A 15890-nucleotide genomic window follows, 5' to 3' on the forward strand; every position below is an offset into this window, starting at 1 on the left:
AAACGTCCATCACACTGCTTATTAATTCATCTAATTTGTGCAATTTCGTGGCAACCTGTCCATTATTCGAATATAATACGGGTTTTTGCAACACTGCTGGCAAGCATATCGCGAAATACGCTAAAAATACGCTTCTTAAACTCGCCTGAATGGCCAGTTCATCGCTGTATAGCGTCTTGCGATAATAAACCGCTAAATTTGGTTTAGTCGTATGCCGCACCCTCCTTACTTAATGCACCAGGACCCTTAATGACAACAACTGTCGACATGACATTTAAAGACCTCAATTTACCAGAACCTATCTTACAAGCCCTCGAAAAAGTTGGCTATGAGAAACCGTCACCTATTCAAGCAGAGAGTATACCTCTTCTTCTTAAAGGTCACGATTTACTCGGTCAGGCACAGACAGGGACAGGAAAAACCGCTGCGTTTGCCCTGCCCATGTTGGCAAATATCGATCCTGAGCAAAGTAAGCCGCAATTACTGGTATTGGCCCCAACTCGTGAACTAGCTATTCAGGTTGCAGAGGCGTTTCAGGTTTATGCGAGCTTTAGTCAAAAAATTAGAGTACTTCCAGTATACGGCGGCCAGTCGTACGATAACCAAATTCGTCAGCTAAAACGTGGCGTACAAGTGGTTGTTGGTACACCGGGACGTATTATCGACCATATCAAGCGCAAAACATTAGACTTAAGCGAGCTTAAGTATCTTGTGCTTGACGAAGCTGACGAAATGCTTCGCATGGGTTTTATTGATGACGTAGAGCTTATTCTGAGCCATGCGCCAGAAGAACGCCAAACCGCGTTGTTCTCTGCAACCATGCCTGGCCCAATCAAGAAAATTACCCAGCGTTACTTGAAAGATCCTAAGCACGTAAAAATTGCGTCTAAGGTAAGTACTGCAAGCACTATTCGCCAGCGCTACTGTCAAATCGCGCCACATCACAAACTTGAAGCGTTAACCCGCATCATGGAAGTAGAAGTGTTCGACGGTATGATTATTTTCGTGCGTACGAAAACCGCTACTGTTGAATTGGCCGATAAACTGTCGGCCCGTGGTTACGATGTGGAGCCGTTAAACGGTGATATTCCGCAAGCGGCTCGCGAGCGTACCGTTGAAAAGCTTAAACAAGGTCAAATCGACATCCTTGTTGCTACTGACGTAGTGGCTCGTGGTCTTGACGTTGAGCGTGTAAGTCACGTTATTAACTATGATATTCCCTATGATAGTGAGTCTTACGTGCACCGCATCGGCCGTACCGGCCGTGCTGGACGTCAAGGTGACGCCATCTTATTTATTTCTCACCGCGAAAAGCGCCTGTTGTTCTCTATCGAGAAAACGACTAAGCAGCCTATTGAAGCAATGCCAATTCCTTCAATTAGCGAAATTAACGAGACACGCTTAAGTCGCTTTAAGCAATCAGTTGCTGAAGCAACACAAGACGATAGCATTGAGTCGTTAATGCCTATTGTTGAGATGATTAAAGCAGAAAACGAAGCATCGCCTGAAGTGTTAATGGCTGCGTTGCTTAAAATTGCGCAAGGCGACGAACCGTTAATTCTTAAAGAAACTGATCGTCCAGACATTAACAGCAAGCCTCCTCGCGATAGCAGAGATAGCCGCGAAAGAGGCAGCCGTGACGGCCGTGATGGTCGCGAGAGAAAGCCGAAAGTACCACGCGGAAACCGCAAGCCAGAAGAAGGCATGCAGCGCTTCCGCATCGAAGTAGGCCATGTTCACGGTGCTAAGCCGGGCAACATCGTTGGCGCGATTGCGAATGAAGCGAATATCAACTCTAAGCACATTGGTGCTATCGAGATTTATGATAATTTCAGTACAGTCGACCTACCAGACGGTATGCCTAAAGAAACACGGGACACCCTTGCCGGTACTCGAGTAGCAGGACAGCGTTTGAATATTCGCGAATGGTCTGACACGCCTCCACCTAAACGTGAAGGACGTGGCGATCGCGCCCCTCGTGGCGACCGTCCTCCTCGCGAGAGTCGTGACGACCGCCCAGCCCGCGGTAATCGTGAAGAGCGAGGCGGCCGCGACCGCAAACGTAAGAACTAAATAACAAAACTACCAGCCTTTATATAACCATTAGTAATATAAAGGCTATTTTCGTTGTTTTCTAAATAAAAAGAATTGGCGCAAAATAGTGTCAGTTCTTTTTTTGTATTTGAAGCTAATAAAACCTTTATGGATTACTTTCCGTTATTTCTAGACGCAAGAAAACTCAATGTCCTTATCGTTGGGGCAGGCGAAGTCGCAGCCCGCAAGCTAGAGCTGATCATGAAGACGCCTGCTACTGTTACGGTCATTGCACCTTGGGTATGCGATACCGTTAGGCTGATCGCGCAAGACGAGAGAGTAACCCTTATTGAGCGCGAATTTGAAGATAATGACCTTGCTAGCAAGGACATGGTTTTCATAGCAACCGATAAACCTGAAGTAAACCAGCACATTCACGACCTTGCTCGTGAGAACAAAGTATTAGTTAATGTGGTGGATAATACGCCGCTATGCCAGTTTATTACGCCTTCCATTGTTGACCGCTCGCCCATTGTAATTGCGATGAGCAGTGGCGGTGTAGCTCCTGTACTATTGCGCTATTTGCGCCAGAAGCTTGAAACGGTTCTACCCGCAAACCTAAGCCGATTAGGCGCATTCTCAGAGAAGTTTCGCGACAAGGTAAAGCAAGCGCTTAACGGTGTTACCGCGCGCCGCTACTTTTGGGAAGATGTTCTCGACGGTGATATCGCCGAAATGGTAGAAAAAGGGCAAGATAAAAAAGCAGATGAAGCCTTCGAGTTAGCACTGCAAGCAGCAGCTGAAGACAAGAAAGTAGAAGGTCAGGTATATCTGGTAGGCGCAGGCCCGGGGGATCCAGACTTACTAACCTTTCGTGCCCTGCGCTTAATGCAGAAAGCCGACGTGGTAGTTTACGACCGCTTGGTTTCACCACAAATTCTTGAACTTGTGCGTCGTGATGCAGAGAAGATTTATGTAGGCAAAGCCAAAAGTAATCATACACTCCCGCAAGACGACATTAACCAGCTGATGGTTGATGAAGCAAAAAAAGGGAATCGTGTGGTGCGCCTAAAAGGCGGCGACCCGTTTATTTTTGGCCGTGGTGGCGAAGAAATTCAAACCCTCATTAAACACGGCATTGAGTTTCAAGTGGTTCCGGGCATTACCGCAGCAAGTGGCGCATCTAGCTATGCGGGTATTCCGCTAACCCATAGGGATCACGCTCAGTCGGTGGTGTTTGCTACTGGGCACTTAAAGAATGGCACTATCGACCTCAACTGGTCTGCATTAGCGCAAAAAAACCAAACGGCGGTGTTCTATATGGGCCTAACCGGGCTTCCCATCATCTGCGAAAAAATGATAGAGCATGGGCTAGATGCCACAACGCCAATCGCGCTGGTACAGTCAGCAACCACTGAAAAGCAGCAAGTGCTGACAGGCACTCTGCAAACCATTGTCGCCAAGCAAGAAGAAGCGCAGCTTCAACCGCCTACGCTAATAATTGTGGGCAGCGTTGTAAGCCTTCACAACGAACTCAACTGGTTCCAAGAATAAGAATTTCTACGAGTTACGTGTTAGGTTGCCTTGTTTTTTGCGCTCAGGCACGCATACTCAATACCACGATCGTTACATTGAGTAGGCGTACGCACCGTGGTTTATAAAAAGACACTATCAAGATTGAGCAGCGCTAAAACCCGGTTATCAGTAAGGCTCTGTTTACTGTTAGCAGGGCTTGTCGTTTCTTCTGTCTCACAAAGCGAACAGCTTAAATTCAATAAACGGCAAACTGAGACGGGCGTTGCGCTAAGTTATGAGTGGCTAGATGGTGACAACATTCTTCAATCTATCGCTTTCGAAATACCGTCTGAGGCGTTAAACGAAGCGCCTACTCAACAACCTAACTACAAGCCAAAGATAGCCCAGCGCTACGTTACTGTTGCCCTTATAGAAGAGGCGAAAAAAATAAACCCAAAAGACGCGCGCGTAAAAATTTCGCCAAAGCGTGAGTCTATCGATATCGAAGTAAGAGGCGCTAACGAGGCACAGGTTGAGAAAATACTTAGCGATTTAAAAGCCATTCAGCAGCGAGAATATAACGAATATCTACACGCCCATTATTTTACGCGCTTTACGACCCTCTTTAATCAGCAAGCCATCAAACCCGATCATGCGAGGTATGCAGTTGAGTCGGTCAAACCTTTGGTAGCGGCATCTCAAGCCTTCTATGAAAAGCTCGACTCTGACTCCGACTCCAGAGCCTATTTTTCACTGCTTCTTGGCTGGATACAAAGCATTCCCTATGACACCTTAGAAGATAGAGTGGTCAGTAACGGCTCAGGGTATGCGCCGCCAGTTAGCGTGCTTATGCAAAACCTGGGGGACTGCGACAGCAAAGCAGTGCTCTCCTCGGCTATGGTTAGAGCGTTTTTGCCCTCAACAAAAATGATAATGGTTTTTCTGCCTAATCATGCGTTGCTTGGCATTGCGCTAACCCCTTTGGTTGACGACAGAACCATCGAGTACGACGGCGACACTTATGTTTTATATGACCCCACGGGGCCGGCTCTCATTCCTTTTGGCCAAGTGTCTGAAGATACTGAACGCCATATTGTAACAGGCCGCTATCAAGTAGAAATTATGGAGTAAGCAAGCTAATTATCGCTCTTGCATTCAAGCAAACCCTAAATGAATCAGTTTATTCTCAGATAAAAAAGCGCCTTAAAAACAGGCGCTTTCCTTTGTAAAAAACCAAAGAGCAAAGTGTAAATAGGTTTACAAGTTCTCTTCAGCAAAACTCGCAAGTCGACTTCTTACCACACCGTCTAAGTTAATGGTGGCACTGCCTGAGAAGTCTTTAAACTTCTCAACTAGGTAGGTCAAGCCCGAGGTCACCGCACTCAAATAGTTACTGTCTATTTGCGCCAGGTTACCGCCTACAATGAGCTTAGTTCCTTCACCACAACGCGTAATAATAGTTTTGAGCTGTGACGCGGTTAAGTTTTGCGACTCATCCAAAATCACAATAGCATTTTGGATGCTTCGGCCACGCATAAAGTTAACCGACTTGTACTGAATGTTGGCTTTTTCCATGATGTAATTCATAGAGCCTTTGGTATTTTCATCGTGCTTATGCAGCACCTCTAAAGAATCAGTAATCGCTGCCAACCAAGGCAACATTTTTTCTTCTTCCGTACCCGGTAAGAAGCCGATGGACTCGGCAATTTCCGGCGTACTTCGCGTTACAATGATTTTGTCATACATGTTGCGCTCAACAACCATTTCAAGGGCAGCGGCTAGCGCAAGTAACGTTTTACCACTACCAGCAGGCCCGGTAAGGATAACCATATCAATATGGGGGTCGAGTAATGCATGAAGCGCCATGGCCTGCCCGATATTTTTAGGTGTAATACCCCAAGCGTGACGCCCCATTAAGCGTTCATAACCTAAATCGAGTACTTCTAAATGATCGTCGGTGATCTCTTCTACAAGCCCTGCAAATTGCTTAGTTTCATCAAGCAAAAATTCGTTTACATATGCCTCAAGCAGCATGGATTTAGGAATAGTATGAATGGTGTCGCGCCCTTCAGTGCGGCTGTCTACGCTTTTCACACTATCCCAGAGATTGCCTTCAAAAGTATGGAAGCCCCGGGATAGATACTTGATATCGGTAATGAGCTGGTCGGTACGATAATCTTCAACATGAGCAAGGCCCGCCCCTTTCGCCTTAAGGCGCATGTTTAAATCTTTAGTCACCAACACCACTTTTTGCGGCGCGAATGTCTTTTGTAGGTGCAGCGCTACGTTAATAATGCGGTTGTCGTTTTCATTGCTAGTAAAGACCTGCTGGGCCTCAACCATATTAAGATCGGCAAATATAGATAGGCTACCTGTAGGTGCCGTTTGACCCGCACCCAACCCTTCCATCGAAACACCGGCAAGCATATCTTCTGGCGTTGCGTCATGGAGTAAATCTTCCATTGCCCGAATAGATACCCGTGCATCACGCGCCACGTCTTTTTTGCTGTCTTTGATATAGTCGAGCTCTTCCAATACGGTCATTGGAATAACAACATCATGTTCTTTAAAAGAGAGAAAAGCGTGGGGTTCGTGCAGCAAGATATTGGTATCGAGGACGTAAATCTTAGTATCGGTAGAATTTTTTCTTGGCATCCTTTACTCCGGTAAATAAAGCCAGGTTAGGCGTGTTGTTCATATGTGAACGCACTAACAAGCTACAGTTACGGTTGTAGGAGAATGCCGCTCGAAACAGGACTTCTTCCCCTACTCGCGTCGACTGAGAAGCAGTACTTCACTTTCTGCCTCAAAGGTTCGTTCGTGAAATTCGCGAACCCTTAATTCCACCATAATCCAGTTTTTAAGATTTAGCACTGTTTTTCTCTTTTTTATTTTTCGTAAGAGCAAGTGACAAGGGATGAACATTCTCACGTCGTTATATAAGAGAGGAAAGTGCTTTAATCCCGCATTGAAAAAGAAACAGACATACTTGTTTCGTAACAAATACTCACACTTTACCGACATTTAGCGCTAATTTAGCTGCGTTTATAAAGTCCAAATACGCTAAGGTATAGTTGTTGAGGTGATGAGTTAAAAAGGGGTGCTAACCAGGTGCCGCAACATCCCAACAATGTGGATGCATTCAAATTAATAATACTCAGGGAAAGACCGGTCATGAATTGGTTTAACATCGCAATAATTAAAACGGCCATAAGTATGACAATAGCGCTACTGGTGTGCTTTAGCGTTGAAATTGCATGGGCGAATAGCCAAGCGCCCAAAGATACTCCCTCTTCTAACATGCTAATCCACATTGAGAAAAGCACGGCTGACACGGTTGAAGAATGGGAAGTCACTTACACATTAACTACGCCAGCCAAAACGTTGGCTTTTGTTAGAAACCCAGATACATCAAGAACAACACGTTGGTTAGCGCAAGATAGCGATATTGAAATCGTTTTTGATGACGCCAAGCACCAGGAAATTGTGCGCTCCAAGTCAGGTAAGTCTTTCTCTACCGTGTCTTTTGCACTGACGCCTACATACAAACACTTGGGCAAAGATTACGCGCCATTTTCTCCTTTTTCTGACGGTGGAAATGCCTTTCATTCTGGGCGACTGTTTGCTTGTGCTAATACCTGTACTGAAGAAGATAATAAATGGCAGCTGACACTCAATATTCCCAGTGATGAACACATTGTGTTGAATGGCAAAGTAACGAAAAACAGCGTGTCGTGGACAGATATCAATGATGGAAGGATTGTGTATGTGGGTAAGCAAGTACCAATTATTACCAATGATGTGGTTGCCCTAATTGACCCTGGACTTCCTGAAAGCATTAAAGTTTCGCTAGAAGAAGACATCCCCAACATGATGGCATTTTTTTCCCATTCTCTTAATCCGCTCAAAGGTGAAAAGCCTATTCTACTTGCCTCTTACGCAAACATAGACGATCACTCTACACAAGGCGGCACACTACCTAACCAGATATTTATGCATTGGAACAGACAAGACTTAAATAAGCAGGCCGATAACAGCAGCTTTGTTAACCAAACACTGTGGTTCTTTGCTCACGAAGTCGCACACCTATATCAGCCCGGCAATACCGGAGGTGTATCAGAAAACGAGGAGCAGTCTTGGCTGCACGAGGGCAACGCCGACTACTTTGCAGCAATCGCCATGAACTTCCTCTATGAAGACGCCAATAGCTATGTTGAAAGTCGAATAACCCGCGCGTTCGAGAGCTGTTCTGAAGGGCTGGCGCAGACTACGCTGGCTCAAGCTTACAAAAACGGGCACTTCAATCTTTATTATTCATGCGGGATGATAATGCACCGTGCCATCGATAGCGTGGTGCAACAAAAAACGTTAGGTGAGGAGTCGCTGTTCACCGTATGGAAGCGACTTCAAAAAGCAGTGAATAGTGGCATGCCGCCTGGCACAGCGACGTTCTTAACCTTGTTAGAACCGTACAATGCACCTGAACTTATAAAAGCCATCAACAATGCAACGAGCGATGATGCTTTAAAAGCCATTCAAGGGATTGAAACTTTGTACCAATTTCCTGAGTAGGCTACTTAATGAAGTAGCCTATTGCTTTATATTCGCCATCAACTTCCACCATAGAAAGGGTCTCTACTTTCATTGTGGTCTGAGAATCAAAGTCAGTGGTGAACGACAAAATCAGGTAGTTTCCTTTAGGCAATCCCGGCAGTGAAGTTGGCGCTTGTGCTAACGCGATTTCCCTCGACTTGGCTGCCCCCAATGGCTCCCTGACTAGCTGCATCGCCTCTGCCCATTTAGCTATTGAAATACCGCTTCTAAAAATAGCCCCACTCTCTTTCCAGCTTTGTTCATATTCGCCGCTGTCGATAAGTTCAAGCCAATTTGTTGCATCTTCAAGGACTTCGCTACTGACATTAATTGGCTTGCCTGCTTCAATTACTTGGCTGCTACCGTTGTTCGCATTGGCCGTGTGTGCATAATAAATAGAAACAAACAAACTGATGGCGAGCGCTAGCGTGATCCAAAGAACGTGTTGGGGGCTCAACGACGTTGGCCGGTCAAGCTGCTGCTTAATTGCATAATAAGCTGCGGCATTCTCGCCCGCAGTAGAAGCTTGCGAGGTTGGCGGCTTTTGGGCATGACTTGTGGTGGCGTAGGATTCCTCCAATAAAAGCGTATCGGGCGTCGTTTCGAAAACCGAAGCAAGTGCGCCTATTGAATCGTGGGATGCAGATTGTGTTTTCTCAATTCGCTGAATAGTACGCAAACTCAATCCAGATACATCTGCCAGATGCTGCTGACTCCATGCCTTAGCATTGCGAAGTTGTATAAGCTTTTGACTGTCTACTTTCATATCCATCTCGCGCTTCCTCCTGTTAGCTGCGCTTCACATACGTTAAAAACGTAACGCAGTTAACAGTAAGAAATATCCATGTTCAGTGATACGACAGTTTTACGCCAACCCTGTGACAAAGCAAGCCTGATGGGCACGTTAGCGTTCTTATTCTTTTGCTACCAGCATTCTCGTTGTGAAGTAATGAAGGCCTACTAGTGCTAATCGTCTTGTTGACGCGTAGGCATAGGTATTCAATTACGCCCCCACCTGCAACTGTAGATCAAATGAGCTAGTATTAATGACTTATCACAACGCAATGCGTACAATACCGCCCCCCGAAATATAGGTTGGTGATTTATGAGTTCAGATAGTCAATTTTCAGTTGGTCAACGCTGGTTAAGTAATACAGAAATAGAACTGGGGTTAGGAGTCGTGATTGGTAGCGATTTCCGTTCGGTTGAAGTGCTATATCCAGCAACGGGCGAAGCGCGAAAATACACCAAGCAAGATGCGCCGCTAACACGACTGATATTTGAAATTGGCGAAACGGTAAAAAGCCAAGACGGCTGGGAAATGACCATTACCGAAAGAGAAGAAAGTCAGGGGTTATTCGTTTATCACGGGCTTCGTGAAGACACGAAAGCGCAAGCACGTTTACCTGAAACGATGTTAGACAGCCACATACGCTTAAACCAACCTGAAAAGCGTTTGTTCAGTCAGCAATTAGACAACCCCAAATGGTTTGATTTGCGTGAACGCGCGCTTGACCACCAATATGACTATCTTAGATCTACCACTATCGGCCTTGCCGGTGCGCGCATCTCCTTAATTCCTCACCAGCTTCATATCGCCGCTGAAGTAGGCGGTAGACACGCCCCTCGGGTATTGCTTGCCGATGAAGTAGGCCTAGGTAAAACCATTGAAGCTGCGCTGATCATTCATCAGCAGCTTAAAACTGGCCGTGCAAGTCGCGTGCTTATACTAGTTCCCGATTCACTCGTGCATCAATGGTTAGTGGAAATGCTCCGTCGAGTGAATCTACCCTTCGCTATTTATGATGAAGACCGCTGTGAAGCCATTGAAGAAAGTGAAGCTTCTGATGATGGCGACGTCAATCCTTTTGAAAACGACCAGCTTGTGCTTTGTAGTATCGACTTCCTAAGCAAAAGTAAAAAGCGTCAGCAGCAGATTCAAGCTGCAACTTGGGATTTAATGGTGGTCGATGAAGCCCACCACCTTGCTTGGTCTAGCGAAGCGCCATCTGAAGAGTATCAGTGTGTAGAAGCACTTGCTAACCAGACACCTGGTGTACTGTTACTGACAGCAACACCTGATCAACTTGGCCACGAAAGCCACTTTGCTCGCTTGCGCTTATTAGACCCAGCCCGCTTTCACAGCTACGACGCTTTCTTGGAAGAAGAGTCAAAATACAGCCAATTAGCTGACGCAGTAGCGCCATTGCTTTCTGACGCCGAACCTAATGATAAACAACGCAGTAAGCTCACTGAATTCGCGCCTGATGTGATGGAACATGCGGGCGATTTAAGTTCACCAGAAAACCGCCATGCCTTACTGCATCAACTTATCGACTGCCATGGTACCGGGCGTATGCTGTTTAGAAACCGCCGAGCCAATATTGATGGGTTTCCGATGCGTAAGTTAAACGCCTACGAGCTGGCTCTACCCGACGTTTATTCAGATGCTGTTAGTGGAGGTGACCTAACCTATTCACTGTACCCAGAACGCATGGCAAGCGTGGTAAACAGCTGGACTAAACTCGACCCACGCGTTGAATGGCTGCTTGATTTCATGCAAAGCGTTAAGCCAGAAAAAATTCTGCTTATTTGCGCCAGCGCTCGCACGGCACAAGAACTTGGCGAGGTAATTCGTACCCAAACCGGTATTCGCCATAGCGTATTTCACGAAGGCATGAGCATTGTTGAACGCGATAAAGCTGCTCATTACTTCGCGGATGAAGAAGACGGTGCACAAATTTTATTATGTAGCGAGATTGGCAGTGAAGGGCGTAATTTCCAGTTTGCTCATCATTTGGTGTTATTTGATTTACCGATAACGCCAGATTTACTTGAACAGCGAATCGGTCGTCTTGATCGCATTGGCCAAACACAAACGGTACAAATCCACGTGCCGTATTTAGCAAAAACGGCACAGCACGTATTACTAGACTGGTACCACGAAGGGCTTAATGCCTTTGAGAAGACCTGCCCTACCGGTTCTGGCGTATTTGATGATGTTAAGCCACTGCTAATTGGCGCGTGTTTACACCCTGATGATATGAATGCGCGAGATGAACTCGTCAACATGAGTGTTACGTTGAATAGCCAACTCGTCGCGCAGCTTGAAGCCGGACGGGATCGTCTTCTAGAGCTCAATGCGTCTGGCGAAGGACGTGTAGAGCAACTACTTGAGGACATCATTGCGCTGGATACAGAGCAAGATCTCTCTCGTTTTATGGGTCGTGTATTCGATGCTATTGGCGTACAGCAAGACGAAAAAGGTAACGACTGTTTTATTCTCATGCCAACTGAGTCCATGGTAAGCCAGCTACCTGGCTTAGATCCTGAAGGCATGACGGTCACCTATAAGCGCCGCGTTGCCACTACCCTAGAAAACGTTCAGTTTTTAAGCTGGGACCACCCGCTTGTTCATACCGCCATCGATGTTGTACTTACTGATGTACACGGAAAAAGCAGCATGGGCTTTATCGCGGAGCCGTCTTTGCCTAAAGGGGCCTACTGGATAGAAGCCTTATTCGTGCTACAGGCACAAGCACCAAAAGCATTACAACTTGGTCGCTTCTTGCCACAAACGCCAGTGCGCGTGTGTTTAGATGCGCAAGGCAATCCTTCAGATTTGAGCTTTGATGTTAAGCGTAAAATTGGTCGCAAAATCTCGACGCAGCTTTTAAAAGCACTGCAACAGCCCCTAGAATTAGCTATTGAGAAAGCGCGAAAGCTTGCCCACCAGCAGGCAAATCAAAAGCAACATGATGCGCTTAACAACATGCACAACACACTAAACGAAGAAATACAGCGATTGCGCGACCTTCAAAAACGTAATCCTGCTGTTCGTGACAGTGAGATTGAATTTATTGAAACGCAAATGAATGCGCTTGATAAAGTTATCCAGGAAGCAGATGTAGAGCTAGACGCGCTACGTATAGTGGTTAATAACCCATAATCTATGGCGTGGTAGCGACTGTTAACGCAATGAGAAAATAATGGCAAACCCAAGCTTTGTTTATAACCCGCCAATGACGCCTTATCTTGATATTGTGTATCAGGATGAGGATATGGTGGTAACGCATAAACCCAGCGGGCTTCTAAGCGTACCGGGTAAAGCGTTAGAGCATCGCGATTCGCTTATTAGCCGAGTAAACCGTGTATATCCTACCGCGACTGTAGTTCACAGGCTGGATATGGCGACCTCGGGCATACTGGTGATGGCGCTCAATAAAGAGAGCCATCGTCACATTTCAAAGCAGTTCGAACTAAGGCAAACCAAAAAGCGCTATTTTGCTCGTGTTCACGGCCATATTGAAGCCGATACAGGTGACGTTGATCTGCCGCTTATTTGCGATTGGCCAAACAGGCCAAAGCAAATGGTTGACTTTGAGCGTGGCAAAAAAGCGATGACCCATTTTGAAGTGATAGAACGAACTGCGGATGAAAATGGGCGTCCTTACTCTCTGGTAGCACTGTATCCTATTACCGGGCGCTCCCATCAATTACGCGTACATATGCTTGCTTTGGGCCACCCCATTTTGGGTGACAGGCTATATGCGCATCACGAAGCGCTAGCTATGGCATCTCGCCTGCAGCTTCACGCAGAAAGCTTGAGTTTCGCTCATCCTACACTGGGTCAATGGCTTCATTTTCAAACACCAATTCCCTTTAGCCAGCATCGCCCTGATGCGCTTTCGCTAGAAACGCAGTAGTCTCTGTGATGGCGACACACCAAACCGGCAACCTTTATCACAACGTTTAACAACTGCTTTAGTTTTAATTTTAATTGCCGATAACGAAACACATTGATTGTAGCTCGTTGTTTCACATCGCAGATGGGTATTATCGTTGGCAAAATGAAAAGGCACAGCACTTTTATATGAATACGCAAACCATCACCTTCTATATTTTTGTCATGGTGTCGCTATTTCCTATGACAGCTTATGGCGACTTCTATAATGATGTGAGCAATGCGTACCTTCCAGGGGAGGTCAAGTCAATAATGGTCGGCGAGGCTGAAGCGCCCATTGTTGAGGTAGAGGCGAAAACACCGCTGTCTCTAGGTACGGCGATTATCCTTACCGAACCCTTTCCCTCAAGCCTTACGCTCGCAGAAGGCAATAGCCTTGCAGACTTGCTCGCGGAGAAAGGGTGGCATGTAGTCATTAGTCCCGTGAACTTACCTATGGCCCCAATTTCGTCAGTAGACAAAGCAGTAGCAGAAAACGATGCAGCACAAGACAGTCAAGCTGATAAAAATATACATCCCAGAAGCAATCAACTTACCCAATACCTTAACTTTGAATCGGCTACGTCTGCATTGACCCTGCAACTCAACGCATTAAATAATTATCTACAAACCCGTTCTGGCTATCGCATGATTATTGCACAAGGCATGCTCGCCACGACCTATTTCTCGGCGGCTGAACTGCAGCCTGCTCTGCATCCCGACACCTTTGTTGCAATATCACCATTTTGGCCTGAGGATACGACTAATAATCTGCTGATTGAAACGATGGCAAAAGCGGAATACCCGGTTTTAGATTTATCATTAAGCGAGTTTAATGACTGGGAGGCCAGTACAACATTGAAAAGAAAAATAAGAGCAAAAAACGAACTCAAAATACACTACAGACAAATCACCATCCCCAGCAACTCGTTAGCCTTTAGTATAAAAGAAATCCAAAAAAATCCTCAAATTCAGATGGTTGCAAATAGCACCATTGGTTGGACGCGCCATTTGGGCTGGTAATTTTCTCGCCTTCGGCCTAGTCTAAATATTTACCCAAAACAGTCACCTAGGTTAATACGACAAATTTTCATTTAGCTTAGCGAGTGAAAATTACGAATTGGACTATACTTTAATTTAGTAAACAAAGGCGGTTGAGTTACTTGTGAATGTTCAGGAATTTGTAGATGACAAAGCGAAGCAGCTATGTTTCTATTTGAGAGCATTTTGGCAAGATGAGCTTCCTATTGAGGAATTGGAGCTATTCTTTTGGGATAGCATGGAGGAATGGGGTCAAATTGAATTTACGTTAACCCAGCCCTACACTCAAAAGGAACGCGTTTTTTGGCATTTACTGCATCAAGTACATTACTGGAATGAAGATAAGCTGAAACAAGATCGCTTTCTTGTTGACGAGCTTACAAACTGTGTCAATTTCTTAGAAGGTTTAGGGCATTGTCCCCTTGACTGTGTAGGTGTTCGTCCATAATAGAACACGCCGTTGTGATTTTGCTAAGCCCATAAAAAAAACATTATCGTTTGTTCATATATTATTCCCTTCATTGTGTTATTGCGAAGTGTTATTGCTAAAAGACGTGGTTCATGGCTCAATACGCTTTTGAGTTATTCCCAAAGGCTGAAGTTTTGCTCACCGCGTTAAAGACCTTCAATGACAAGCGCTATCTGAATATTTTTCTGTTTGGTATTTCAAGCGGCTTTCCATGGATAATGATTGGCTCAGTACTTTCAGCCTGGTTAAAAGATGAAGGGCTCTCTCGTTCCGCCATCGGACTCTTTGGAATTATTTTTGCCACTTACTCCTTTAACTTTTTATGGTCTCCCCTGGTAGACAAAATTAGGCCGCCTTTTTTAGGTCAACGAAAAGGTTGGATTTTTGCGATGCAGTGCTGCATTGTGTTCCTATGTCTTGGTATGTCTCAACTCACCGCTACTTACGACTTATATTATGTTGCGTTTATAGGCTTACTTATCGCTATAGCGTCTGCTACTCAAGACATCGCTATTGACGGTTTTCGTATTGATTGCATCGATAAAGACGACAAAGACGGGTTGTCTGCTGCGTCCTCTATGGCAACAGCTGGGTGGTGGACAGGCTATGGCGGACTTGGCGCTATTCCATTTTTTTTAGCAGATTTAACCGCTTGGTCATGGCCTGATATCTATCTTTTGTTAGCGGCAATTATGGCGTTGTTAATGTGCGGAACACTGATTGCTAATGAGCCGTATATTGACAGGGAAGCCTTGCTTCAAAAAATCACTCGCACTACGACCAATAGCTCACCCTTCGTTTACTGGGTTAAAACGACCCTCGTAACGCCATTTTCGGAATTTTTCAGTCGTAACGGCGTCAAGCTAGCTACCTCTTTTTTACTTTTTATTTTTCTTTTCAAAATTGGAGAAGCTTTCCTTGGCCGAATGAGTATCGTTTTTTACAAAGAGATTGGCTTTTCTAACAGTGATATCGCCACGTACTCAAAGCTGCTCAACTGGTGGGTAACCATTATATTCTCGCTATTAGGTGGCCTCGTTAATATTCGCTATGGCATATACCGAGGACTCATGACTGCCGGTGTTGCAATGGCGGCGTCAAACCTGCTTTTTGCACTCATCGCGCAAACAGGTCCCTCTACCTCTTTACTAGCAGTAACCGTCATTGTTGACGGCTTTACTGGCGCGTGGAGTACGGTTGCGATGGTCGCTTTTATATCGCTTCTGTGTAACAGAGCTTTTAGTGCTACACAATATGCGCTAATGGCTTCGCTGAGTGTGGCAGGAAGAACATTGGTTGCTTCTAGCAGTGGTGTTGTCGTAGACAGCTTGCACGGAGACTGGAGCTTATTTTTCATTCTAACTGCCGCTATGGTCACGCCAAGCCTCTGCTTTTTATACGCTATTCGTCATCACATCAACCGGGTTGAAAGAAGATAATTTAATCTTAGTCGCTTGCAAGTTTCCATGTGTTATCTACAGTTATTTTATCGGTATAGTTTTTGAACCAACTTCC

11 protein-coding genes are annotated in these 15890 nt (G+C 45.6%); 9 read left to right on the forward strand and 2 right to left on the reverse strand.

Annotated elements, in window-relative coordinates; translation table 11 throughout:
- The first annotated feature begins 249 nt into the window (after positions 1 to 249).
- From JC525_RS04685 to JC525_RS04695, 3 genes are all read left to right on the forward strand, one after another.
- Positions 250 to 2073: a DEAD/DEAH box helicase gene (locus JC525_RS04685; protein WP_198814755.1), complete on the forward strand. Its 1824-nt coding sequence runs from the start codon at positions 250 to 252 to the stop codon at positions 2071 to 2073.
- Between the two features lie 129 nt (positions 2074 to 2202).
- Positions 2203 to 3588 (forward strand): siroheme synthase CysG, encoded by a 1386-nt coding sequence (gene cysG, locus JC525_RS04690; RefSeq protein ID WP_198814756.1) that lies wholly within the window; start codon positions 2203 to 2205, stop codon positions 3586 to 3588.
- A 96-nt stretch (positions 3589 to 3684) separates the two neighbouring features.
- Complete coding sequence (locus tag JC525_RS04695; protein ID WP_332874073.1) at positions 3685 to 4680, forward strand: hypothetical protein; 996 nt, start codon at positions 3685 to 3687, stop codon at positions 4678 to 4680.
- A 126-nt stretch (positions 4681 to 4806) separates the two neighbouring features.
- Here the strand turns inward: JC525_RS04695 and JC525_RS04700 are convergent, their stop codons facing one another.
- Positions 4807 to 6204 carry a PhoH family protein gene (locus JC525_RS04700; protein WP_198814757.1) on the reverse strand — a complete coding sequence of 466 codons (1398 nt, stop codon included), beginning with the start codon at positions 6202 to 6204 and terminating at the stop codon, positions 4807 to 4809.
- A 519-nt stretch (positions 6205 to 6723) separates the two neighbouring features.
- Here JC525_RS04700 and JC525_RS04705 point away from each other — a divergent pair.
- The gene (locus JC525_RS04705) at positions 6724 to 8121 is read left to right on the forward strand and encodes a hypothetical protein (RefSeq protein ID WP_198814758.1); all 1398 of its coding nucleotides are present in this window, start codon (positions 6724 to 6726) and stop codon (positions 8119 to 8121) included.
- 1 nt (position 8122) lies between these two features.
- On the opposite strand, the gene JC525_RS04710 is transcribed toward JC525_RS04705, so the two are convergent.
- Positions 8123 to 8914, reverse strand: coding sequence for a DUF4019 domain-containing protein (locus tag JC525_RS04710; RefSeq protein WP_198814759.1), 792 nt, complete (start codon positions 8912 to 8914; stop codon positions 8123 to 8125).
- Between the two features lie 333 nt (positions 8915 to 9247).
- Here JC525_RS04710 and rapA point away from each other — a divergent pair, with 333 nt between their 5' ends.
- The 5 genes from rapA to JC525_RS04735 all read left to right on the forward strand — a co-directional run bounded on the left by rapA (position 9248) and on the right by JC525_RS04735 (position 15814).
- Positions 9248 to 12091, forward strand: coding sequence for an RNA polymerase-associated protein RapA (gene rapA / locus JC525_RS04715; RefSeq protein WP_198814760.1), 2844 nt, complete (start codon positions 9248 to 9250; stop codon positions 12089 to 12091).
- 40 nt (positions 12092 to 12131) lie between these two features.
- Positions 12132 to 12848, forward strand: coding sequence for a bifunctional tRNA pseudouridine(32) synthase/23S rRNA pseudouridine(746) synthase RluA (rluA, locus tag JC525_RS04720; protein WP_198814761.1), 717 nt, complete (start codon positions 12132 to 12134; stop codon positions 12846 to 12848).
- A 167-nt stretch (positions 12849 to 13015) separates the two neighbouring features.
- Entirely contained in the window at positions 13016 to 13888 is an 873-nt protein-coding gene (locus JC525_RS04725) for a DUF3530 family protein (RefSeq protein WP_198814762.1), read from the forward strand.
- A gap of 142 nt (positions 13889 to 14030) precedes the next feature.
- Entirely contained in the window at positions 14031 to 14354 is a 324-nt protein-coding gene (locus JC525_RS04730) for a hypothetical protein (RefSeq protein WP_198814763.1), read from the forward strand.
- A gap of 113 nt (positions 14355 to 14467) precedes the next feature.
- A complete protein-coding gene (locus JC525_RS04735; RefSeq protein ID WP_198814764.1) occupies positions 14468 to 15814 on the forward strand; it encodes an AmpG family muropeptide MFS transporter in 1347 nt (448 codons plus the stop codon).
- Positions 15815 to 15890: the final 76 nt, after the last annotated feature.

The organism is Alteromonas sp. IB21 (assembly GCF_016405965.1).
Lineage (GTDB): Bacteria > Pseudomonadota > Gammaproteobacteria > Enterobacterales > Alteromonadaceae > Alteromonas.

Bases quoted from the DNA above. Each gene is read 5' to 3' on its own strand.
- JC525_RS04685 (WP_198814755.1), top strand. From the start codon at position 250: ATGACAACAACTGTCGACATGACATTTAAAGACCTCAATTTACCAGAA.
- cysG (WP_198814756.1), top strand. From the start codon at position 2,203: ATGGATTACTTTCCGTTATTTCTAGACGCAAGAAAACTCAATGTCCTT.
- JC525_RS04710 (WP_198814759.1), bottom strand. From the start codon at position 8,914: ATGGATATGAAAGTAGACAGTCAAAAGCTTATACAACTTCGCAATGCT.
- JC525_RS04705 (WP_198814758.1), top strand. From the start codon at position 6,724: ATGAATTGGTTTAACATCGCAATAATTAAAACGGCCATAAGTATGACA.
- rluA (WP_198814761.1), top strand. From the start codon at position 12,132: ATGGCAAACCCAAGCTTTGTTTATAACCCGCCAATGACGCCTTATCTT.
- JC525_RS04700 (WP_198814757.1), bottom strand. From the start codon at position 6,204: ATGCCAAGAAAAAATTCTACCGATACTAAGATTTACGTCCTCGATACC.
- JC525_RS04725 (WP_198814762.1), top strand. From the start codon at position 13,016: ATGAATACGCAAACCATCACCTTCTATATTTTTGTCATGGTGTCGCTA.
- rapA (WP_198814760.1), top strand. From the start codon at position 9,248: ATGAGTTCAGATAGTCAATTTTCAGTTGGTCAACGCTGGTTAAGTAAT.
- JC525_RS04735 (WP_198814764.1), top strand. From the start codon at position 14,468: ATGGCTCAATACGCTTTTGAGTTATTCCCAAAGGCTGAAGTTTTGCTC.